This is a genomic window from Streptomyces sp. NPDC059443 (assembly GCF_042750105.1).
GTDB lineage: Bacteria > Actinomycetota > Actinomycetes > Streptomycetales > Streptomycetaceae > Streptomyces.
In genome coordinates this window covers 58,784-80,858 of the sequence record NZ_JBHYVM010000016.1, presented here as the reverse complement: position 1 = coordinate 80,858, position 22,075 = coordinate 58,784, and the positions used below count along the sequence as shown (strand labels likewise).

Sequence of the window (22,075 nt, the reverse complement as noted above, 5' to 3'; positions counted from 1 at the left end):
GGCCTGACCCCGGTCAGTCCTTGCGCTGCCGCAGCTGCGCCTGGAGGTGGTGCTGCATGGGCTGGCCCACCGCGGCCATCTCCTGCACGATCGTCAGCTCGCCGTCCCGGAGGGTGTACCGGCGGCGCATGCCGGTCACCTCCTTGGCCCGGGGGGTCAGTCCCACGGTGTCGGTGGCCATCTCGATCTCCGTGCCGGACACCTTGCCGACGTAGGTCTCCACGATGCCCGTCGGGTGCGCGAGCGTGACCTCGACCGAGGCGTCCGGCAGGATCCGCCACCACCCGGTCTCCCGGCCCGCGGGGCGCAGCGCCGTCCCGGAGGCGTCGATCAGCCACGCGCGCGACTCGTAGCACAGGAAGGGCCGGCCGTCGTGGCTGAAGGTGATCTCCTGCTCGTACCGGAAGCCGTGCTCCAGGGTCGGGTACTCGCCGCTCCCCTGGCCGTGCCAGCGGCCGATGAGGCCCAGCACGGGCTGGAGCTGCGGGTGCGGCTCCGGGCCCTCGCCGAGGACGTGGCTGTCGGGGAAGGGGTTCTCCTGCGCCGGTTCGAGCACGGTGCGTTCTCCTGTTCGTGGGTCCCCCGGAAAGGGCGGCTGTCGGTCGACGGGGGCCTTCGTCCGCGGGCCCATTGTCGTCGCCACAGGCACACCGGAGTTACAGGTACAGCCCCGCCTCGGCGTCGTGGCCCTGCTGCGGCAGCAGGGCCGAGGGGCCCGTCGTGCCGCGGCGCAGGGCGTAGAGCTCCGCCAGCGTCGCGCCCTCGCGGGAGACGCCCTCGTCGGTGCCGAGCCAGTCCACCGCCTCGCGGTGCGTCAGGCGGCCGACCTCGATCCGGGCCAGGCAGCGGCCCGGCCGGACCACGGCCGGGTGGAGGCGCTCCAGGTCCTCGTTGGTGGTCACGCCCACCAGGACGTTGCGGCCCTGGCCGAGCAGACCGTCCGTCAGGTTGAGCAGCCGTGACAGTGCCTGCCCGGCGGTGTGCCGGGCCTCGCCGCGGATCAGCTCGTCGCAGTCCTCCAGGAGCAGCAGCCGCCAGCGGCCCTTCGCCGTGCCCTCGTCCTCGCCGATCGCGATGTCCATGAGGTAGCCGACGTCGTTGAACAGCCGCTCCGGGTCCAGTACGCAGTCCACCTGGCACCAGTCCCGCCAGGACCGGGCGAGCGTGCGCAGGGCCGAGGTCTTGCCCGTGCCCGGCGGACCGTGCAGCAGGAGCAGCCGGCCCGCGATGTCGTCCGGGGTGACCTTCATCAGCCGGTCCATCGCCGAGGCCACCGGGGCGGTGTAGTTGGGCCGCACCTCCGGCCACGTGCCCGCCGCGATCTGCCGGGTCGTGCGGTAGGGGCCGCGGCGCGGGGAGACGTACCAGAACCCCATCGTCACGTTCTCCGGCTGCGGTTCGGGCTCGTCCTGCACCCCGGCCGTGGCCTCGTCGAGCACCCCGGCGGCGAGTTCGTCGCTGACCGCGGTCACCGTGACGTCCGCGCCCCGGCTCCAGCGGGAGACGAGCATGGTCCATCCCTCGCCCTCGGCGAGCGTGGCGCTGCGGTCGGTGTCGCGCGCCGAGCGCAGCACGGTGGCCTCGGCCGGCAGCAGGGTCGCGCCCGCCTTGACCCGCTCGATGGACACGCTGTGCGAGTAGGGCTGCTCGCCGGACGCGAAGCGGCCGAGGAACAGCGCGTCGACGACGTCCGACGGGGAGTCGCTGTCGTCGACGTTGAGCCGGATCGGCAGCGCGTCTTGCGGGTTGGCTGGCATGGCGCCCATGATCCGGCACGAACTGGCCTTGTGCACCCGTGTTTCGCCGGATCGGGTGGCGGATTTCCCTCTTCAAACGCCATGCGGGTGAAGATTCGGACCGCATGTCTGCCCCGAATATTCTTGGCATGAACACTTCCAAAGACCCCTCGGTTCCTTGTACCACGGACTCAGCAGTAACCCCCCACAAGGAGCCGCACACATGAGCATGAAAATGCCGCGCTTCGCCGCCCTGGCGTCCGCCCTCTTACTCGCCGCGGGCGCCGCCCTGCTCGGCGCCGGCCCGGCCTCCGCCGCCGCGGACTTCGGCTACGTGGCCCTCGGCGACTCGTACTCCTCCGGCGTCGGCGCCGGCAACTACGACAGTTCGAGCGGCGACTGCAAGCGCACCACCCGCGCCTACCCCGCGCTCTGGGCCGCCGCCCACTCCCCGCAGACCTTCTCCTTCGTCGCCTGCTCGGGTGCGCGTACCGGGGACGTGCTGAACAACCAGCTCGGACCGCTGAACTCCGGCACCGACCTGGTCAGCATCACCATCGGCGGCAACGACGCCGGATTCTCCGACGTCATGACGACCTGTGTGCTCCAGTCCGAGTCCACCTGCATCAGCCGGGTCAACCAGGCCAAGGCCTACGTCGACTCCACCCTCCCCGGCCAGCTCGACCAGGTCTACAACGCCATCCACAGCCGGTCCCCGGGCGCCCACGTGGTCGTCCTCGGCTATCCCCGCTTCTACAAGCTGAACGGCACCTGTGTCGCCGGACTGACGGAAGGCGAGCGCACCGCCATCAACGGCGGCTCCGACTACCTCAACGCCGCCATCGCCAAACGCGCCGCGGACCACGGCTTCACCTTCGCCTCGGTCACCGGAGCCTTCACCGGCCACGAGATCTGCTCCGGCAGCGAGTGGCTGCACAGCCTCAACTGGCTGAACATCGGTGAGTCGTACCACCCCACGGCCGCCGGACAGTCCGGCGGATACCTGCCCGTCTTCACCAACGCGGCCTGAGGGGTCGCTCTCACGGGCTGACGGCCGGACCCGGATTCGGTGACGGGGAGCCGGTCGGTCCGGTGGTTCCAGGGGAGGAGGCCCCGGCGGTCGGGGTCTCCTCCTCGCACGTCACCGAGAACTCCAGCCAGGCGGAGGCCGCCGAGGGAGCCTCCGCCCCCGGGGGCCGGACCTCCAGCCGCACGGCATCCCGGAAGGACGTGCCCTCGTGGTACGACGGCTCCGTGTGGTCCAGCCGCATGCTCAGCGGGCCGCCCGCCGGGTAGGTGACGGACTGCCAGCCGGGGCCGGTGCTCTCCCCGCCCCGCGCGGCCCAGCGGTACTCCAGGACGGCCGGGGTGCGGTCCACCGCGACGGTGGCGGTGAAGGCGGGCGCACCGGTGGCGGGCGGCGGACAGGCTCCGCGGTAGGTGTCCCGGACCGCCTGGACGGCGGACACGGTGAAGTTCGGTGCGGCGGTGGCCGAGGGGGACTCGGAGGGGGAGGGGCTCGGAGACGGGCTCCGCGTCGGACTCGGCGAAGGGCTCGGCGAAGGCGAAGGGCTCTGCGTGGCGGTCGGCGCACCCGTCGGGCTGCCCCCGCCTCCGCCGGTGCTCTGGCGGTCCTTCAGCAGCAGCCAGCCCAGCATGGCCAGCGCCACCAGCATCAGCACGATCCCGCCGGTCAGGACCAGCCCGGCCCGACCCTGCCGGGCCTGCGGCGGGCCCATGCTCCCGGGCCCCGGCGCGGGCATCGGCACCGGCGCGGGCAGCGGCGGAGTGTGACGGCCGTACCGGTGCTGCGCGACGGAGGTGGGGGAGTCGGGTCCTTGCCACCCCGGGCCCGGTCCCGCGGCCGGCCCCGACGCCGGCCCGCCGGAGGCCCGTACGGTCCCGCCCGCTCCGACGATCCGCAGCATCCGGGCCGCCTCCGCCGCGGGCAGCCGCTCGGCGGGGTCCTTGACCAGGAGCCCCTCCAGTACGGGCGTCAGCGCCCCGGCCGCCCGCGGCGGCGGGAACTCCTCGTCCACCACGGCCCGCAGCGTGGCCAGCGGGGTGTCCTTGCGGAACGGCGAGATCCCCTCGACGGCGGCGTACAGCATCACCCCGAGCGCCCACAGATCCGACTCGGGACCGGGCTCCCGCCCCAACGCCCGCTCCGGCGCCAGGAATTCGGGGGACCCGACCACCTCGCCCGTCATGGTGATGGCGGTGGACCCCTCCAGGCTGGCGATCCCGAAGTCGCCGAGCACCACCCGGCCGTCGTTGGCGATCAGCACGTTGCCCGGCTTCACGTCCCGGTGCAGCACCCCGGCCTCGTGCGCGGAGCGCAGCGCGGCCAGCACCTGCTCGCCGATGTGCGCGGCCCGCTGCGGGGTGAGCGGCCCGTCCCCCTCCAGCACCTCCGCGAGCGAGAGGCCCCGTACGATCTCCATCACGATCCAGGGCCGGCCGTCCTCGGTGGCCACGTCGTAGACGGTGACGACCCCGCGGTGCGAGACGCGGGCCGCGGCCCAGGCCTCCCGTTCCAGGCGCCGGTACATCCGGCTCACCTCGGCGGGGTCCATTCCAGCCGGCGCCCGCACCTCCTTGACGGCGACCTCGCGGCCCAGCACCTCGTCCCGGGCCCGCCACACCATGCCCATCCCGCCGCGCCCGAGCGGGCCCAGCAGGCGGTACCGTCCTCCGATGACGCGCTCGGCGCTCCCGCCCCCGTTGCTCCCGCCCTCGTTCGACGCGGACTCAGTCACCGCAAGCCTCATTCACGCGCGTCCCCAGATGTGTTACCGGACGATCACTCCAAGTTACCGCAGCGGGCGCGGTGCGGCCCCTGTCGTGACAGGAGTCGGCGCTCTGTGCGGAGAGTGACGGGCGACTCCGCTGAGTAGTCGTCAACTCCCGGTCACCGCACGGGCAATTCACACCACCGGGATACCCGCGCGCGACGTCGGGGCGGTAGGGTTACCCTGCCCGGTGGGCCGGGTGCCCTCGTACGGGTGGGGAGAGACATGGAACAGATAGCAATGCGCAGCAGGCCGCCTCGCGTGCCTGCCATCACTTGCGGTAGTGGTGCGACCAGTTCGCGCCTCGACCGCCACCTCGCCGTGCTGGGCGGTCCCGCCATCCCGCACCGGGAGGCCGCCGAGGCGACGCTGCTCATGCGCGAGCTCACCTCGCGCGACCACACGCACCGGCTGCGGAGCCGGAGCGCGCGCGTTTCGCTCTTCGCGCCGCTGCGGCGGCTGCGTCGCACGCTCTTCGGCAGCCGCCGTTCGTAACCGTCCGCACGGTCTGCACGGTTCGCATCGTCCGCGCCGCCGGCGTACCCGTCCCGGCGGCGAAACCGCTCCGTCCCCGGCCTGATCAGCAGTCCGATCGACCCTGTCCAGTCAGCGAACCACGCCGTCCCGGCGCAATACCGTGATCTGTTCGCCCGTCATCCCCAGGGCGTGCAGTAGGGATTCGGTGTGTTCGCCGAGCGCGGGCACCGCACCCATGTGCGGTGCCGCGCCGTCGGGCAGCCCGATCGGCGGCAGCAGGGCCCGGAGCGGGCCCGCAGGCGAGCCCACCTCCCGCCAGCGGTCCCGGGCCGCCAGCTGGGGGTGTGCGGCCAGCTGCGCCACCGAGTTCAGCCGCGCGCAGGCGATGCCCGCCGCCTCCAGCCGGCCGATCGCCTCGTCCGCGCCGAGCCGGGCCAGCGCTTCGGCCACCAGCGCGTCGGTCTTCTCCCGGTTCGCGGTACGCGCCGCGTTCGTCGCGTATCCCGGATCCTCCACCAACTCGGGCCGTTCCAGCACGTGTTCGGCGAGCCGCCGCCATTCGCGGTCGTTCTGCACCGACAGCAGCACCTGGTCCCCGTCCGCCGTCGCGTAGGCGTCGTAGGGTGCGATCACGGCGTGCGCGAGCCCCGTCCGCACCGGCTGCTGCCCGCCGTGCATCGTGTGGTGCAGCGGATGCCCCATCCACTCGGCGAGCGCGTCCAGCATCGACACCTCCACCCGGCCCCCGCGCCCCGTGGTCCCGCGCCGGAGCAGGGCCGCGAGCACCCCCGAGAAGGCGTACATGGCGGCCGCGATGTCCGCCGCCGGGATGCCGGCCTTGACGGGTCGCTCCGGGGTGCCGGTCACCGAGACCAGGCCCGCCTCGCACTGGACGAGCATGTCGTAGGCGCGCTTGTGGGCGTACGGGCCTTCCGGTCCGTATCCCGAGACGTCCACGGCGACCAGGCGCGGGTAACGCGCGCACAGCGCCGCCGAGTCGAGCCCGAGCCGGGCGGCGGCGCCCTGGGCGAGGTTCTGCACGAACACGTCGGCGCCGTCCAGCAGCCCGTGCAGCACCTCGCGGCCGCGCGGATCCTTCAGGTCGAGCGCGATCGACTCCTTGCCCCGGTTGGCCCACACGAAGTGCGAGGCGAGACCGTGCGCGGTGGTGTCGTAGCCGCGCGCGAAATCACCGCCGTCGGGCCGCTCGACCTTGATGACCCGTGCGCCCAGGTCGGCGAGCTGACGGGTGGCGAAGGGGGCCGAGACGGCCTGCTCGACGGAGACGACCGTGATGCCGTCGAGGGGGAGCGGGTCGGTGGCGCGGGTGTCGGGAGTCATGGAGCCCTCCCTACCGGTTCGGACCCGGGCCTGTCACCACGCGGTGTGTCCGAGATCCCACGTTATATGGCATTTATCTGCGTATGGTATGTCGGGTTCTCCGTCCATCGACCCGTCCGAAGGGTTGCCCATGAGGCGTTCGACCGCACCGCATCCGCGTTCCCCGATCCGGCGGGCGGCGGTCGTGGTGATAGCGCTGCTGGCCGGTCTGGTGCTGGGAGCCGCCCCGGCGCCGGCGGCGGGCTTCGCTCCGCAGTCGCTGAACGTTTCCGTCTCGAACACCAACGGAAACGTGACGAGCGTCGGTTCCGACTGCACGAGCGGCCCCCTCGCGGAGACCCGGCGCGTCACCGGCAGCCAGTCGGTGCCCGCGGGCGTCTTCTCCTCGCTGCCGAGCCAACTGTCCTTCGATATCCCTGTCTTGCTCGGCGCCACCCAGGCGGCGCTGCGCGGAACGGACGCGCGGGTCACCCTCACCAACGCCCGCGGCAGCCTGACGCTGGCCCTGAGCAGCGGAAGCTGCGCCTTCCCGAGCATGTTCAACAGCGGTACGAACGTCAGCGGTTCCGGTACCTGGACCGTCGTCGCCGACACCACCCCTGGCAACTCTTACCGCCAGACCACCGGTTCGGGCACCTTCAACCTCAACACGGGGATTGCCGTCGGCGCCGGCGGGGCGTGGACCCTGCAGCTCTTCGGTACCGTCAGCGTCCTCCAGCCCGCGCTCACCGTCACCCACCGGGCCTTCTGGGGCGGCCCGTTCAACTACCTCTCGCGGACCCTGAGCGTCGAGTACCGGATCCGCAACACCGGGCCGGGCGACGCCTTCGACGTGGCCCTGACCGACGCCCTGCCGACCACCCCCGCGGTCACCCGGCTCGGTCCGGTGCCGCAGACGGTCGGCGCGGTGCCCGCGGGCACCGAGAAGGGCGTCGTGGTCCGCTACCGGGTGTGCGGCATCGCCGTGATCGGCTGCCGGTTCACCGCCAACGTCCAGCTCCACGTGGCCGACGCGCTCGACGCGGGCGGCGCCGTGTCCGTCCAGCGGACCGTCCAGGTGCCGGTGTCCCCGGTCCCGTAGCGGCGGCCGGCTTCCCGGCGGGCTTCACAGCAGCGCGAACTGGCCGCCCGGGCCCTCCTCCTGGTGGTCCAGCACCGAAGCGGGGCGCCGGGCCCAGTGCGGCGGCGGCAGGATCCCGGCCGCGCGCAGCCCGGCGGTGTCCAGCGCCGGCCCCGTCTCGAACGCGGCCCGCTCCCGCGCCAGGTCGGCCAGCAGCGCCAGGGTGGTCACCAGGGCCAGCAGCTCCGAGGTCCAGCTCTGCGGCCACTCGGCCGGACCCAGCGCGTCCAGTCCGTCGGCCTCCGGGTCCCGGTGGGCGAGCCGGGCAGCGAACCAGGACTCCAGGACCCGGACGCCCTGGACCTCGTACTCCCAGGCACCGGCCGGGACGGGCGAGACGGTCCCGCCGCCGATGTCCAGGGTCTCGGCCTCCGGGCCGTACGAGAGCTCGCGCGGCCACGCGGGCAGCGCGGAGCGGACGTAGGGCCGGCGTCCGCCGGGCAGCCGGGGCGGCTCGCCGCCGCGGGCCCCGCGCAGCTGGACGGAGAGCAGCCGGTGGCCCAGCTCCAGCCCGGCCCGCCAGCGCTCGGGGTCGGCGGTGAGCGGGACCTCGTACCCCCGGGGCCCCGGGCGGCCCGCGGCGAGGATCCAGCAGAGCACGTCCTCGGGGGTGACCCAGGTGCCGTAGCGCTCGCCGAGCAGCGGCAGTAGGCCGGGGGCGAGATTGGGCTCGGCGCCGCCCGGCCGACGGTGCAGCGGGCGGATCCGGCCGAGCCGGCCGGCCGGGAGGTGCGCGGTGACCAGGGGCGGCCCGGCGCTCTGCGGGGGCTCCATGGCGAACAGCTGGTGCTCGTCCAGGACCCGCCACAGCTCCGGACGGGCCAGGTCGATGAGCCGCTGGTCGGGCAGCAGCCACTGCTCGTCGAAGGGCTCGCGCAGGATCCGTACGGGCTCCGGACAGGGGCCGGGCACATCGGCGAAACGGGCGGTCGAGCCCGCGCGCTGGCCCGGCAGCGCGGCGGCTCCGGCGGCCGGGGTCCGGGCCCGGGTCGGGCGGAACAGCCGCTCCCGCTCGGCCCCGGCGGCGCCCGCCAGGGCGGCCCAGCGGGCCCGCAGGGCCGCCGGGTCGGGCGCCGCCACCCAGGCCCGGCCCAGGCGCAGGGAGCCCACGGCCCAGGGCATCAGATCGTCCAGCAGCGGGGTGTCGTCGCTCACCAGGCCGATGGTAGCGACGCCACCTGGCGGGCGGGCCGCGTCCAGGCCGGAGAGTTAGGCTCCTTATGTACGGATCTGCACCGGCCCGGAGACGCAGGAGGCGGTCATGAGCCAGTACGACGAGTATTCGACCCCGTCGCAGGCCGAGGGGGAACGGCTCGATGAGGACATGGACGAACAGCAGAAGAAGCAGCGCCACGCCCAGACCATGCGGACCACGCCCTCGCAGGCGGAGGGTGAGCGCGGGGCGGAGGACGAGGAGAAGAAGTAGCGGTCAAGAAGTAGCGGTCAGTGCGCGTCGACCGTCACCGTGAAGGAGAAGCGGTCGCCGCGGTAGCGGATGCGCGCCACGTCGACCACCCGGCCGCCCTTGTCGTACGTCACGCCCGTGTAGTGCAGGATCGGGCTCAGCAGGGGCACTTGGAGCAGCTCGGCGGTGACCGGGTCGGCGAGCCGCGCCTCGACGGTGTCGGTGATCCGGCTGATCTCGACCTTGGCGATGTCGCGGAGCACCTTCGTCATCGGCCAACGCTCCAGGTCCGCAAGGTCGATGACCTCCGCCAGCTCCGGACGGACCGCGTTCTCCGCCCAGTTGGTCGGCTCGCCGCTCTCGCTGTCGTGGCGGAGCCTGCGGTACGTGACCACCTCCGGCGTGTCCGGGAAGTGCTCCAGCAGCTCCCCGGACACCGGCGTCCGCGCATGGCCGAGAATCGTCGTACGGTCACCCGACTGCTGGGCCACGATCGCGTCCACCGACCCCAGCAGCCGGACCGGGGCGCCGCGCATCGCCGCCGGCTCGATGAAGGTCCCGCGCCGCCGGTGGCGGCTGATGAGCCCCTCGGCCTCCAGCTCCTTGAGCGCCTGCCGCATGGTCAGCACGCTCACCCCGTAGTGCTCGGCGAGCTGCTCCTCGGTGGGCAGGCGCAGCGAGGCGTCCGCGGTGCGCCCGAGTATCGAGGCGCGCAGCGACTGGGAGACCTGGTACCAGAGCGGCAGCTTCCGGTTCAATACCAGCGAGTCGGGGGCGAAGGCGGTCACGGGTGGTTCTCCGTAGGACGGGGTGGGCGCGGTGGGTGCGGTGGGCGCGCCCGCGCGGCGTGCTCGTGATGTTAGGCGCGGAAGTGGCGCTGGAGACCCTGCCAGACGTCGTCGTATCCGCTCTGGAGGTGGTCCGCTCCGGCGGCCTGGTCGGTGGCGGTGATCGGCCAGCGGGTCTCGAACATGAAGGCCAGGCCGTCGTCGATCTTCTGCGGCTTCAGCTCGGCGGCGCTCGCCCGGTCGAAGGTCTCCCGGTCGGGTCCGTGCGCGGACATCATGTTGTGGAGCGAGCCGCCGCCGGGGACGAAACCTTCCGCCTTGGCGTCGTAGGCCCCCTCGATCAGGCCCATGTACTCGCTCATCACGTTCCGGTGGAAGTACGGCGGGCGGAAGGTGTCCTCGCCGACCAGCCAGCGCGGGGCGAACACGACGAAGTCCACGCCCGCCAGCCCCGGGGTGTCGGAGGGCGAGGTCAGCACGGTGAAGATCGACGGGTCGGGGTGGTCGTAGCTGATGGAGCCGATGACGTTGAAGCTGCGCAGGTCGTACACGTACGGGACGTGCGTGCCGTGCCAGGCGACCACGTCGAGCGGCGAGTGGTCGTAGGTCGCGGTCCAGAGGTTGCCGCAGAACTTGTTGATCACCTCGGTGGGGCGCTCGTGGTCCTCGTACGCCGCCACGGGCGCCCGGAAGTCACGCGCGGCGGCCAGCCCGTTCGCGCCGATCGGGCCCAGGTCGGGCAGCTCGAAGGGGCGGCCGTAGTTCTCGCAGACGTAGCCGCGGGCGGTCGCGTCCTGGAGCTCCACGCGGAAGCGGACCCCGCGCGGGATCAGGGCCATCTCGCCGGGTCGGGCGCTCAGCAGCCCGAACTCGGTGCGCAGCAGCAGGCCGCCGCGCTCGGGGACGATCAGCAGCTCGCCGTCGGAGTCGCTGAACACCCGGTCGGTCATGGGGGAGTTGGCGGAGTAGAGGTGGATGGCCATGCCGGTGCGCTGGGTGGCGTCGCCGTTGCCGCCCAGGGTCCAGAGGCCGGCCACGAAGTCCGTGCCGGGGGCCGGGTCGGGCAGCGGGTTCCAGCGGAGCCGGTTGGGGTCCGCCGGGGCCTCGGTGAAGGGCCCGGTGCGCAGGGCGCCGTTGTCGGTCCGGGTGAACGGCGGGTGCGCGGCCGAGGGGCGGATCCGGTAGAGCCAGGAGCGGCGGTTGTGGGAGCGGGGCTCGGTGAACGCGCTGCCGCTGAGCTGCTCGGCGTAGAGGCCGAGGGGGGATCGCTGGGGCGAATTCCGGCCTATCGGCAGCGCTCCGGTCACGGCCTCCGAGCTGTGCTCGTTGCCGAAGCCGGTCAGGTAGGACAGCCCCTCGGCCGTCTTCCCGGCCTGCTCCGTGCCGCCACCACTGCTACCGCCGTCGCCGCTCATTGCCCGCTCCCGATCTATGAAAGGAATCCTATGGCTTACAGTAGGATTCCTTCGGCGGCACGTCAACGGGAAGATCCCGGTCAGTCGGCCGATACGGCCCGGGCGGGGCGGGTGGAGTGGTCGCGGCGGGCGGGGCGGGCGAGGTTGTCGCGGCGGGCGGGGCGGTCGAGGTCGTCGCGGCGGGCGGGGCGGCCGGGGCGGGGTCCGGTGGCCGTCCGGCGCCGGTAGTAGGCGATCGCCGACACCGCCAGGAGCGGGGCCCAGGCGAGCAGGGGCAGGTAGCAGAGGACGAGGAGCGCCTGCTGGGCCGGCGTGTCCGTGAGGGTGCCCGCGGCCAGGTTCGCGGCCTGGACGTATCCGACCAGGCCGCACAGGCCGAAGAGCGCGGTCGCGCCGAGCAGTGCCGGGATCGCCGCCGCGAGCGGGCGCACCCGGCGGCCGCCGAGCAGGGGGATCCAGCGCGGCACGGTCTCGCCCCACGGCCGCACCAGGCCGAGCGTCAGCAGCGCGAGGGCTTCGGAGACCACGGTCAGCGAGAGCACGTACAGCGCCCCTCCGGCGGTCCGGACCGGTTCCGCGGTCACCGGGAGCCCGATGGCCAGGGCGATCCTCCACAGCCCCGAGGGCAGGGTGACCAGGGGGACGGCGTGGGCGGTGAGTGTGGCCCAGCGCGGCACATCGGGCAGTGCGCTCATTCTCAGCATGCCGCCCATGCTTCCCGCGGCGCCGCCACCGCCGCGTCGTTCTGCGGTCTCTGCCGCTTCCCCCGGATGGGGGAGGCGGCGCCCGCACCCCGTCATCCGCGGGCGGCGGACGCCTCCGCCCCGGGCCACCGGCCACGGGGGACGCGCCCGCCCGGGCCGCCGGCCACGGGGGACGCCTCCGCCTCGGGCCACCGGTCACGGGGGGCGCCCCCGCCTCGGGCCACCGGCCATGGCGGACGCGCCCGCCTCGGGCCACCGGCCACGGCGGACGCCTCCGCCACTGGCCCTGCCCCGGGCCCCCGCCCCGGGCCGCCGCCCGGGTCGCCGCCCTGGCCACCGGCCCTGGCCGCAGCCCCGGGCCGCCGCCCCGGGCCCCCGGCCCTGGCCACCGCCGCCTGGCCACCACCCCCGGGCCCCCGGCCCTGGCCGCCGGCCCTGGCCACTGCCTCCGGGTCGCCGCCCCGGTCCGCCGGCCACGGTGGACGCCCCCGGCCCGGGCCACCGGCCATGGCGGCCGCGCCCGCCCCGAGCCGCCGGCCCGGGTTACGACTTGGCCAGTCGGCTGCCGATTCGCGCACGAGGGGATCCCAAAAGATGAACAATCCTCTACTCTCACGCGCATGTCGTGGACCCGCAGGTTCCCTGCCGTGCCGGCGGCTCTCCTCGCCGCCCTCCTAGCCTTCCTGTCCCTCCTCGTCGCCACGCCCGTCGCGAGCGCGCACGAGGAACGCCCCGTCGAGCTCCCCGACGGGACCGGCTCCGTACCCCAGTACCGGGCCGGCGAGCCCGACCTGATCGTCTGCAAGACGGACCGGCCCGCCTTCGAGCGCCGGATATCCGGCTTCCCGGACGACCTCAAACAGCGCAACCTCGCCCTCTACGAGCGCTGCGAGAAGAACGGCTACCGGGACCTCCAGGCCGCCGTCGACGCCGTGGACCGGCCGGGCATGAACATCGCGATCCTCCCCGGCCTCTACGAGGAGGAGCCCTCGCTCCCCAAGCCGACGGGGGAGTGCGCCTCGCTCAAGGCCCCCAACTCCTCGCTCGGCTACCAGATCCTGAGCTACGAGCAGCAAGCGGCCTGCCGCCACAACCAGAACCTCGTCGCCATCCTCGGCAAGACGAACCTGCAGATCGAGGGCACCGGAGCCTCCCGGCAGGACGTGGTCATCGACGCCAAGTACCAGAAGCTGAACGCGATCCGCGCCGACAAGTCCAACGGCATCTACTTCCGCAACTTCACCGCGCAGCGCACCACCTTCAACTCGCTGTACGTGCTGGCGGGCGACGGCTTCGTCATCGACGACGTCCTGACCCGCTGGAACGACGAGTACGGCTTCCTGACCTTCGCCAGCGACCACGGGCTGTACAAGAACTGCGAGTCCTACGGGAACGGCGACTCCGGCATCTACCCGGGCAGCGCCTCCAACATCAACGACGGGCGCGGCTACGACGTCCCCCGCTACTCGATCGAGATCACCGGCTGCCACAGCCATCACAACATGGTCGGCTACTCCGGCACCGCGGGCGACTCGGTGTGGGTACACGACAACGAGTTCGACCAGAACATGGGCGGCGCCTCGATGGACAGCGCCTTCCCCGGTCACCCCGGACTCCCGCAGAACCACGCCCACTTCGAGCGCAACCTGATCCACGACAACAACGCCGACTACTACCACTACGTCGCCGACGGCACCTGCGCCAAACCGCCGATCGAGCGCGGCTACGAGCAGGGCGTGGTCTGCCCGCAGATCTCCATGCCCCCCGGCACCGGCATCATCACCGCCGGCGGCAACTGGAACCTCTACGAGAACAACTGGGTGTACGGGCAGCAGCGCGCGGGCTTCTTCCTCACGGCCGTGCCCGCCTTCATCCGGGGCGAGGAGAAGCTGTCCAAGCAGGCGGACACCTCCCACCACAACCGCTACGCCGCCAACGTCCTCGGCAAGGACAAGTCCGGCGCCTCCCGCCCCAACGGCATGGACGTGTGGTGGGACGGCCAGGGCCGCGGCAACTGCTGGCAGCAGGGCCCGGACGGCTCCACCCCGGGCACGCTCCCGGAGTGCGGCGAGAGCCGGGGCGCGGTCTCCGGCGGCTCGGCCCGGCTGGCCGGCGAACCGGTGAAGCTGGCCCAGCTCCTCGTCTGCGCCGACTACAACGTGCAGGCGCGCAAACTCCCGGCCGGCTGCGACTGGTACGGCGCCCGGGGTCTCCAGCGGGTGGAGACCCAGATCGCCCTCGCCGTCGCGGCGGTCCTGCTCCTGGTCGGCGGCCTCCTGTGGTGGCGCCGCCTGCGCGCCTCCAGGCTGGCCACGGCGGCCGCCCTGCTCGGCCTCGCCGGCCTGGTCCTGGACGTGGCGGGATCCACCATGGGGCTGGTGGCCACCTTCGTACCCGCCCTGGCGCTGCTCTGCCTCGGCCTGTGGTGGACCGGCACCGGCCTCGCCCTGCGCCCCACCCGGCCCTGGCTGGCCCGACTGACCCTGCTCCTGGGCGCGCTCACCCTCCTCGACGCCTTCGACAAGGCCGTTCTGATGATCCCCTGGATCCCGCTCAGCCCCGCCTGGATACGAGGCCTCGTCGCGGTGCTGTGGACCCTGTGGGCCGTCATCGCCTCCGCCGGGCCGGGCGGCACCCCGGCCCGCCCGGCAGGCCCGGGCGGCGACCCGGCGGGCGACCGTGTCCCCGTACCGGCCGGCCCGGCCCCGGCCCTGCGCGCGCAGGCCGAAGCCGAGGCCGACGCTGCGGCCGCGACCCCGGCCGGCACCCCGGCCGCGGCCGGTCCGGAGTCCGGCGCGGCCGCGGATGCGGGGGAGCAGCGGTGAGCAGCGCCCCGGGCGACCGCCCCGACCTCCGGTTCCGGTGCGACGGCTGCGCCCCGCCGCCGCGCCGGAACCGGCGGGCGGGCCGCACCGCCGCACTGCTCGCCCTGGCCGTGCTCCTGGCCGGCGGTGCGGTGACGGGCTGCGGCGGGCGGGCCACCACCCACCACAAGCCCGGCACCAGCCACGAGCAGGCCTCCGGCAACGTGGGCACCCTGCTCACCACCGACGACGGCGCAGGCCACCGGCTCCGCGAGGTCCCGGCCGAGGGCGCGCCGGAGGTCCAGCTCACCGCCCGGCCGGACTCCGAGGACGGCTGGAACCTCCAGGTGACGGTGAAGAACTTCCGGTTCACCCCCGACAGCGTCGGCGGCGCCGCCCTCCCGGGTGCCGGGCACGCGCACCTGGAGCTGGACGGCCACAAACTGGCCCGCCTGTACGGCCCTTGGTTCCACCTGCCCGCGGCGCAGGTCCCCGAGGGCGCGCACACCCTGACCGTCCGCCTCTACGCGGACGACCACACAGCCTGGGCCGTCGCGGGCAAGCCGGTCGAAGGCACCCTCCAGCTCACCGCACCCCCGGGCCAGACCGGACACAGCCACCCCCCGGGCTCGCCTTCAGCCTCGCCTTCGGCCTCGGCCGAGCCCTCGGCCTCACCCGTGTCTCCGTCCCCGGAGGCGCAGGCGCAGGCCGACCGCACGGTCACCATCACCATCCGGGACGCGAAGGTCACGCCCGCCCCGGGCCGCGTCGAGGTGAAGCGCGGCGAACGCGTTGCCCTGCGCGTCACCAGCGACCGCGCGGACACCCTGCACGTCCACGGCTTCGACAAGGAACTCGCCCTGCCGGCAGGTCAGGAGGCCACCCTGATCCTGACGGCCGACCGCACGGGCCTCTTCGAGATCGAGACCCACGAGTCCGACCTCGTCCTGACCCAGCTCCTCGTCCGATGACCGCCGCCCGCTCCGCGCCACCCCGGACACCCGCCCGGGGTGCCGTTCCCGGAACCCCCGCCCGCCTCCCGGCGGGCGGCGGCCCGGCCCCGGCCCCGGCCCCGGCGGTCCGGTGGTGACCCCGCTCTCGGCCGCGATGGCCACGGTGGCCGAGAGCGGCGCCGTGGCCCCCGTCCGGCCGGCCGGGCTTCCGCTCGCGCCCCGGCCCGCGCCGGGGAACCTTCCGCACATGCCGTCCGGCGGCGGCTACGGCCAGGGCGTGGTCCTTCACCCGGCCGATCCGCTCACCGTGCTCGCACACGGCATCGGCTCCCAGCACGATCTGCCCATCTCTCCCTTCTACGCGTTCGCCGGCGCCTTCACCGCGCTGTTCGTCTCCTTCCTCGCACTCGGCCTCCTCTGGTCGGCCTCCCGCTTCCGCGGCGACCGCTCCGGCCTCGCCCTGCCCGCCCGGCTCCAGCGGGTGGCCGACGCGCCGGCCACCCGCAACGCCCTGCGAGGGCTCGGCCTCGCGGGCGCGCTCGCCGTCCTCCTGTATCTCCTCCTCGGTCCCGACGACCCCGCCCGCAACCCCGCTCCCGGTGCCGTCTACGTCCTCCTCTGGGTCGGTCTCGTCCCCGCCTCCCTCCTCTTCGGTCCCGCCTGGCGCCTCCTCAGCCCGCTCCGCGCCCTGCACCGGCTGCTCACCCCGCTGTGGCACCCGACGCCGCGCCCCCTACCCGCCCGGCTCGGGCAGTGGCCCGCCGCCGCCGGGCTGTTCGCCTTCACCTGGCTCGAACTCGTCTCTCCCGATCCCGCCTCCACCACCACCCTCCTGATCGCCCTGACCGGCTACGCAGCCGTCCAGCTCCTGCTCGCCGCCCGCTTCGGCGAGCGCTGGTTCGCCGACGGAGACGCCTTCGAGGCGTACTCGGCCCTCCTGGCCGGGCTCTCCCCCCTCGGCCGCCGCAGCGACGGCCGCGTCGTTCTCCGTAACCCCTTCCACGGACTCGACGCGACGCCCGAGCAGCCCGGACTCGTCGCCACCGTCTGCGTCCTGCTCGGATCCACCGCCTACGACGGCTTCTCCGACAACCCCTCTTGGATCAACGCGATCCAGACCTCCCCCCTCGGCCGCACCCCCGCGGCCACCCTCGGACTCCTCGGGTCCATCACCCTCGTCGCCGTCCTCTACTGCCTCTGCGCGGCGGTCACCCGCCTCGTCTGCGGCCCGCACCCCGGCCCGCTGACCGCCTTCGCGCACTCACTCGTGCCGATCGCGCTCGGCTATCTCGTCGCCCACTACTTCTCCCTCCTGGTAGCCGAAGGACCACGCACAGTAATCATGGCATTCGGCACTGACAACGATCCACAGCCCTTGCCACCACTGGGTCCGGGGGCTCTCGCCGCCCTCCAGGTCATCGCCGTCGTCACCGGCCACGTACTCGGTGTGATCGCCGCGCACGACCGTTCCGTACGCCTCTTCCCGCCCGCGAAAGCCGTGGCCGGGCAGCTGCCGCTGCTCGCGCTGATGATCACGTACACGGTCGGCGGCCTCAGCCTGCTCCTGAACTGAAGGCCCCGACCGACACCGCCGCCGTACCGGACATCCAGGAGCGGCATGATGGACCCCGTGCCCCCAGCCCACTCCTTGCGTCGTACGCCGATCCAGCAGCGCAGCGCCGACCGGCTCGCCCGGATCCTCGACGCCTGCGCCGAACTCCTGGACGAGACCGGGTACGAGAACCTCAGCACCCGGGCCGTCGCCCTGCGCGCCGGCGTGCCCATCGGCTCGGTCTACCGGTTCTTCGGCAACAAGCGGGCCATGGCCATCGCCCTCGCCCACCGCAATCTCGACCGCTACGCCGACGGCATCGCGGAGCGGCTCGCCCAGCTCCCCGCCACCGCCTGGCGGCCGGTCGTGGACGCGGTGCTGGACGAGTACCTCGTCATGAAGCGCAGCGTCCCCGGCTTCGCCCTCGTCGACTTCGGGATCCCGGCGCCGCCGCCCGAGGGCCCGGCCTCCGACCCCAACCACCTGGTCGCCGTCCGTCTCACCGAACTCCTCGGTGCCCACCTGGGCCTCACCCCGGACCCCGTCCTCCAGCGGGCCGTCCTGGTCGCGGTCGAAGCCACCGACGCCCTGATCCAGCTCGCCTTCCGCAACGACCCCGACGGAGACCCCGACATCATCACGGAGACCCGCGCGATGATGCACGCCTACCTGGCCCGCGTCCTGGACTGAGGTCCACCCCGCCGGCCGCCCTCCTCCGGCTTCCCCCGCCCAACTCCGGCTTCCTCCGCCCTCCTCCGGCTCCGGTGCCCTTTCGCGCCGTTCGGATGCCGCGGACCCCTCCCCAGCGTCCCTACCGGTCGGTATGCTCGGTGCCGCCCGCGTGCCGAACGGCCCGCGCGCCCGTGCCGCAGCCTGCCGCCCCTGGGAGGGCCCATGCCCCGCACCGCCCTGCGCATCTGCCCCCTCTGCGAAGCCACTTGCGGCCTGACCCTCACCATCGAGGGCACCGCCGTCACCGGCGCCCGGGGTGACCGCGACGACGTGTTCAGCCGCGGATTCATCTGCCCCAAGGGAGCCGCCTTCGGGGCCCTCGACGCCGACCCCGACCGGCTGCGGGGCCCCCTGGTCCGGCGCGACGGCCGGCTCCGGGAGGCCACCTGGGAGGAGGCCTACGAGGCGATCGCCGCAGCCGTCCCCGCCCTCGTCCGGGAGTACGGGGCCCAGTCCGTCGGAGTCGTCCTCGGCAACCCGAACACCCACACCATGGCGGGCCACCTCTACCCGCCGCTGCTGCTCAAAGCCCTCGGCACCCGCAACCTCTTCACCGCCAGCACCCTCGACCAGATGCCCAAGCACGTGTCCAGCGGGCTGCTCTTCGGCGATCCCTTCGCCATCCCGGTCCCGGACCTCGACCGCACCGATTTCCTGCTGGTCGTCGGAGCAAACCCGGTCGAGTCCAACGGCTCCCTGTGCACCGCCCCCGACTTCCCCGGCCGGCTCAAGGCGCTGCGCGCCCGCGGGGGGACCCTGGTCGTCGTCGACCCGCGCCGCACCCGCACCGCCAAGCTCGCCGACCGCCACCTCGCGCCGCGGCCCGGCAGCGACGCGCTGCTGCTCGCCGCCCTCGCCCACACCCTGCTCGCCGAGAAGACGGCCGGTCCCGGCGCGCTTGCGGAACACGTCCTTGGGCTCCGGGAACTCGCCGAGGCGCTCGGTAGTTTCACTCCTGAGGCCGTTGCCCCCGCCTGCGACCTCCCGGCCGAAGAGATCCGCGACCTCGCCCGCGCTCTCGCGGCCGCGCCCACCGCCGCCGTCTACGGGCGGATCGGCAGCAGCACCGTGGAGTACGGCACGCTGGCCAGCTGGCTGGTCGACGTGCTGAACATCCTGACCGGCAATCTCGACCGGCCGGGCGGCGCCCTGTTCCCGCTCTCCGCGACCGACCGCGCACCCCGGCCGGCCGGACCCGGCAAGGGCTTCGGCCTCGGCCGCTGGCACAGCCGGGTCAGTGGTCACCCCGAGGCCAAGGCCGAACTCCCCATGGCCGCGCTGGCGGAGGAGATCGAGACCCCGGGGGAGGGGCGCATCCGCGCCCTCGTCTCCATCGCGGCGAACCCCGTGCTGTCCGCCCCCGACGGCCGGCGCCTCGACGCGGCCCTGGCCGGGCTCGACTTCATGATCAGCGTCGACCCGTACCTGAACGAGACCTCACGCCACGCGCACGTGGTCCTGCCCCCGCCGCCGCCCTCCCAGAGCGCCCACTTCGACTTCGCCTTCAACGCCTTCGCCATCCGCAACCAGGTCCGCTACTCGCTGCCCGCCGTCCCGCTGGAGGCCGGGCGGATGGACGAGTGCGAGATCCACGCACGCCTGGTCCTGGCCGTCTCCGGCATGCACGGGGCCGCCCCGGCGGCCGTGGACGACCTGGCGATCCAGACCGCCCTCGCCCGGGAGGTCGCCGACCCGCACTCCCCGCTGCGAGGTCAGGACCCGGCACGCCTCACCGGACTCCTGACAGGCGACAGCGGCCCCGAGCGCCGCCTGGACCTGATGCTCCGACTCGGCCCGTACGGCGACCGGTTCGGCGCGGAATCCGGCCTGCCCGCGAACACGCGCCCGGGCGTCGCCGAGCACTCCGCCCCCGACACCACTACGGACCCGGGCGCGGGCACGGCTACGGACACCGGCGCAGGCACGGTTACGGGCCCCAGCACGAACCCGGGCTCCCGAGCCGGCGTGGACCCCAGTGCGGTTCGGGACCCCGGCGCGGGCACGGGGCCCGGAGCCGGCGCGGCCCCCGGGCTCGGGCTGGAGGGAACGGGCGCGGCCTCCGGCCTCGGGTTGGAGCGGCTGCGGGCGCAGCCGCACGGGATCGATCTGGGGCCGCTGCGGCCTCGGCTTCCGGGGCTGCTCAAGACGCGCAGCGGCATGATCGAGCTGCTCCCGGAGCCGATCGCGGCCGAGCTCCCCAGGCTGCGCGCGGCGCTCGCCGACCGCCCCGCCACCCTGGTGCTCGTGGGCCGCCGCCATCTGCGGTCCAACAACAGCTGGTTGCACAACGTCCCGGCCCTCACCGGAGGTTCCAACACCTGCACCCTCCAGGTCCACCCGGACGACGCGGACCGCCTCGGCCTCGCCGACGGCGCCCTGGCCTGGATCGCCGCCGACGGCGGCAGCCTGGAGGTCCCCGTCGAGGTCACCGACTCGGTCCGCGCCGGGGTCGTCAGCCTCCCGCACGGTTGGGGCCACGACCGTTCCGGGACCCGCCTCTCGGTGGCCTCGGCCACGCCGGGCGCCAACGTCAACCAGCTCCTCGACGGCACCCGGCTCGACCCGCTCTCCGGGACGGCGGTGCTCAACGGTTTCCCCGTCGAACTGACACCCATCCCCTGAGCTGGGGTTTTGCTCGTATTGCTCACGCGTGGACGTCTTGTTGGGCCCCGGAGGAGGCACCTAGGTTCCCCCCATGCTGACCTTCCTCGGCTTCGCCATGATCGCGACATTCCTCGTCCTGATCATGCTGAAGAAAATGTCGCCCATCGCGGCGCTCGTCCTCATCCCCGCGCTCTTCTGCGTATTCGCCGGACAGGGCGCGCAGCTCGGCGGCTACGTCATCGAAGGGGTCGGCAAGCTCGCGCCGACCGCCGCCATGCTGATGTTCGCCATCGTGTACTTCGGCGTCATGATCGACGTCGGCCTCTTCGATCCGGTCGTGCGCGGCATCCTGCGCTTCTGCAAGGCCGACCCGATGCGCGTCGTGGTCGGCACGGCGGTCCTCGCCGCGATCGTCTCGCTCGACGGCGACGGTTCGACGACCTTCATGATCACCGTCTCCGCGATGTACCCGCTGTACAAGCGGCTCGGCATGAGCCTGGTGGTGATGACGGGAGTCGCGGCCACCGCCAACGGGGTCATGAACACCCTGCCCTGGGGCGGCCCCACGGCCCGCGCCGCCACCGCCCTCAAGCTCGACGCCGCCGACATCTTCGTACCGATGATCCCGGCGCTCGCGGTGGGCCTTGTCTTCGTCTTCGTCCTCTCCTACGTCCTCGGCCTCAAGGAGCGCCGCCGGATCGGCCTGCTGACGCTCCCCGCCGACGCGGAGCCGGCTGCGGAGCCGACCGAGGCCCCGACCGAGGCCCCGGCCGAGGAGCTCCTGGTCGCAGCCGCCGGTACCGGGCGGGCCGCCGGAAGCCCCCGTAGGCCGGTCGAGCCGTCCGCCCCCTCCACCCCGGCCACCGGATCGGCCCCCTTCGCCGGATCCGTTCCCGCCCCCGACGAAGGCGGCTTCCAGGGCCTCGACCCGCACCGAGCGACCCTGCGCCCCCGCCTCTACTGGTTCAACGCGGGCCTCACCGTCGCCCTGCTCACCGCCATGATCATGGAGCTGCTCCCCATCCCGGTGCTCTTCCTCCTCGGCGCGGCCCTCGCCCTCACGGTCAACTACCCCCACATGCCGGACCAGAAGGCCCGCATCGCCGCCCACGCCGACAACGTCCTGAACGTCGCCGGCATGGTCTTCGCCGCCGCCGTCTTCACCGGTGTCCTCACCGGCACCGGCATGGTCAAGCACATGGCCGACTGGCTCGTCGGTGCCATCCCCGAGGGCATGGGCCCGCACATGGCCCTGGTCACCGGCCTGCTCAGCCTCCCGCTGACCTACTTCATGTCCAACGACGGCTTCTACTTCGGCGTCCTGCCCGTCCTCGCCGAGGCCGGCGCCGCGCACGGGGTGTCCCCGCTCGAAATCGCCCGCGCCTCCCTGGTCGGCCAGGCCCTGCACATGTCGAGCCCGCTGGTTCCGGCCGTCTACGTCCTCGTCGGCATGGCCAAGGTGGAGTTCGGAGACCACACCCGTTTCACTGTGAAATGGGCGGCTCTGACCTCCCTGGTGGTCCTGGGGGCAGGGATGCTTTTCGGCATCATCTGACCCCGTCCGCCCCTGGCGCCCGCAAAACTACCGGCGCTAGTTTGTAGGGTGTTGGGGACGTCTACAGGTCCATGCGCTCGCGCGTGCTCGGGAGGAA

General features: G+C 73.5%; 18 protein-coding genes. 10 read left to right on the top strand and 8 right to left on the bottom strand.

The features are described from left to right. Positions 1-13: 13 nt before the first annotated feature. Together ACFXDJ_RS17745 and ACFXDJ_RS17740 are read right to left on the bottom strand one after the other, a co-directional pair. On the bottom strand, positions 14-556 hold the full coding sequence (locus ACFXDJ_RS17745) for an FABP family protein (RefSeq protein ID WP_384661135.1): 543 nt from the start codon (positions 554-556) through the stop codon (positions 14-16). A gap of 100 nt (positions 557-656) precedes the next feature. Continuing rightward, positions 657-1,757, bottom strand: a complete 1,101-nt coding sequence (locus ACFXDJ_RS17740; RefSeq protein WP_384661132.1) for a DUF5925 domain-containing protein — start codon at positions 1,755-1,757, stop codon at positions 657-659. 208 nt (positions 1,758-1,965) lie between these two features. On the opposite strand from ACFXDJ_RS17740, the gene ACFXDJ_RS17735 reads away from it, so the two are divergent. Continuing rightward, positions 1,966-2,766, top strand: coding sequence for an SGNH/GDSL hydrolase family protein (locus tag ACFXDJ_RS17735; RefSeq protein WP_384661149.1), 801 nt, complete (start codon positions 1,966-1,968; stop codon positions 2,764-2,766). Positions 2,767-2,776: 10 nt separating this feature from the next. Here the strand turns inward: ACFXDJ_RS17735 and ACFXDJ_RS17730 are convergent, their stop codons facing one another. Beyond that, positions 2,777-4,495: a serine/threonine-protein kinase gene (locus ACFXDJ_RS17730; RefSeq protein WP_384661130.1), complete on the bottom strand. Its 1,719-nt coding sequence runs from the start codon at positions 4,493-4,495 to the stop codon at positions 2,777-2,779. Between the two features lie 258 nt (positions 4,496-4,753). On the opposite strand from ACFXDJ_RS17730, the gene ACFXDJ_RS17725 reads away from it, so the two are divergent. Next, positions 4,754-5,023, top strand: coding sequence for a hypothetical protein (locus tag ACFXDJ_RS17725; RefSeq protein WP_384661127.1), 270 nt, complete (start codon positions 4,754-4,756; stop codon positions 5,021-5,023). Positions 5,024-5,134: 111 nt separating this feature from the next. Here the strand turns inward: ACFXDJ_RS17725 and ACFXDJ_RS17720 are convergent, their stop codons facing one another. Beyond that, complete coding sequence (locus tag ACFXDJ_RS17720) at positions 5,135-6,346, bottom strand: CaiB/BaiF CoA transferase family protein (RefSeq protein ID WP_384661125.1); 1,212 nt, start codon at positions 6,344-6,346, stop codon at positions 5,135-5,137. A gap of 130 nt (positions 6,347-6,476) precedes the next feature. Between ACFXDJ_RS17720 and ACFXDJ_RS17715 the strand changes: the two genes are divergently transcribed. Next, entirely contained in the window at positions 6,477-7,427 is a 951-nt protein-coding gene (locus ACFXDJ_RS17715) for a hypothetical protein (protein ID WP_384849486.1), read from the top strand. A gap of 24 nt (positions 7,428-7,451) precedes the next feature. On the opposite strand, the gene ACFXDJ_RS17710 is transcribed toward ACFXDJ_RS17715, so the two are convergent. Continuing rightward, the gene (locus ACFXDJ_RS17710) at positions 7,452-8,630 is read right to left on the bottom strand and encodes a type ISP restriction/modification enzyme (RefSeq protein ID WP_384849544.1); all 1,179 of its coding nucleotides are present in this window, start codon (positions 8,628-8,630) and stop codon (positions 7,452-7,454) included. Positions 8,631-8,727: 97 nt separating this feature from the next. Here ACFXDJ_RS17710 and ACFXDJ_RS17705 point away from each other — a divergent pair, with 97 nt between their 5' ends. Beyond that, the gene (locus tag ACFXDJ_RS17705; RefSeq protein WP_384663861.1) at positions 8,728-8,892 is read left to right on the top strand and encodes a hypothetical protein; all 165 of its coding nucleotides are present in this window, start codon (positions 8,728-8,730) and stop codon (positions 8,890-8,892) included. Between the two features lie 17 nt (positions 8,893-8,909). Here ACFXDJ_RS17705 and ACFXDJ_RS17700 read toward each other — a convergent pair whose 3' ends face one another. The 3 genes from ACFXDJ_RS17700 to ACFXDJ_RS17690 all read right to left on the bottom strand — a co-directional run bounded on the left by ACFXDJ_RS17700 (position 8,910) and on the right by ACFXDJ_RS17690 (position 11,778). Next, on the bottom strand, positions 8,910-9,659 hold the full coding sequence (locus ACFXDJ_RS17700) for a GntR family transcriptional regulator (RefSeq protein WP_384663859.1): 750 nt from the start codon (positions 9,657-9,659) through the stop codon (positions 8,910-8,912). Positions 9,660-9,730: 71 nt separating this feature from the next. After that, entirely contained in the window at positions 9,731-11,074 is a 1,344-nt protein-coding gene (gene hmgA / locus ACFXDJ_RS17695; protein ID WP_384663857.1) for a homogentisate 1,2-dioxygenase, read from the bottom strand. Positions 11,075-11,154: 80 nt separating this feature from the next. Further along, positions 11,155-11,778: a hypothetical protein gene (locus ACFXDJ_RS17690; protein ID WP_384849483.1), complete on the bottom strand. Its 624-nt coding sequence runs from the start codon at positions 11,776-11,778 to the stop codon at positions 11,155-11,157. 620 nt (positions 11,779-12,398) lie between these two features. Here ACFXDJ_RS17690 and ACFXDJ_RS17685 point away from each other — a divergent pair. The 6 genes from ACFXDJ_RS17685 to ACFXDJ_RS17660 all read left to right on the top strand — a co-directional run bounded on the left by ACFXDJ_RS17685 (position 12,399) and on the right by ACFXDJ_RS17660 (position 21,978). Next, a complete protein-coding gene (locus ACFXDJ_RS17685) occupies positions 12,399-14,603 on the top strand; it encodes a right-handed parallel beta-helix repeat-containing protein (RefSeq protein ID WP_384849480.1) in 2,205 nt (734 codons plus the stop codon). Positions 14,604-14,698: 95 nt separating this feature from the next. Beyond that, the gene (locus ACFXDJ_RS17680; RefSeq protein ID WP_384849541.1) at positions 14,699-15,553 is read left to right on the top strand and encodes a cupredoxin domain-containing protein; all 855 of its coding nucleotides are present in this window, start codon (positions 14,699-14,701) and stop codon (positions 15,551-15,553) included. 229 nt (positions 15,554-15,782) lie between these two features. After that, on the top strand, positions 15,783-17,108 hold the full coding sequence (locus ACFXDJ_RS17675; protein WP_384849539.1) for a hypothetical protein: 1,326 nt from the start codon (positions 15,783-15,785) through the stop codon (positions 17,106-17,108). A gap of 48 nt (positions 17,109-17,156) precedes the next feature. Then, on the top strand, positions 17,157-17,777 hold the full coding sequence (locus ACFXDJ_RS17670; RefSeq protein ID WP_384651730.1) for a TetR family transcriptional regulator: 621 nt from the start codon (positions 17,157-17,159) through the stop codon (positions 17,775-17,777). Between the two features lie 204 nt (positions 17,778-17,981). Continuing rightward, positions 17,982-20,441: a molybdopterin-dependent oxidoreductase gene (locus ACFXDJ_RS17665; protein WP_384651726.1), complete on the top strand. Its 2,460-nt coding sequence runs from the start codon at positions 17,982-17,984 to the stop codon at positions 20,439-20,441. 73 nt (positions 20,442-20,514) lie between these two features. Beyond that, positions 20,515-21,978 (top strand): CitMHS family transporter, encoded by a 1,464-nt coding sequence (locus tag ACFXDJ_RS17660; RefSeq protein WP_384651724.1) that lies wholly within the window; start codon positions 20,515-20,517, stop codon positions 21,976-21,978. Positions 21,979-22,075: the final 97 nt, after the last annotated feature.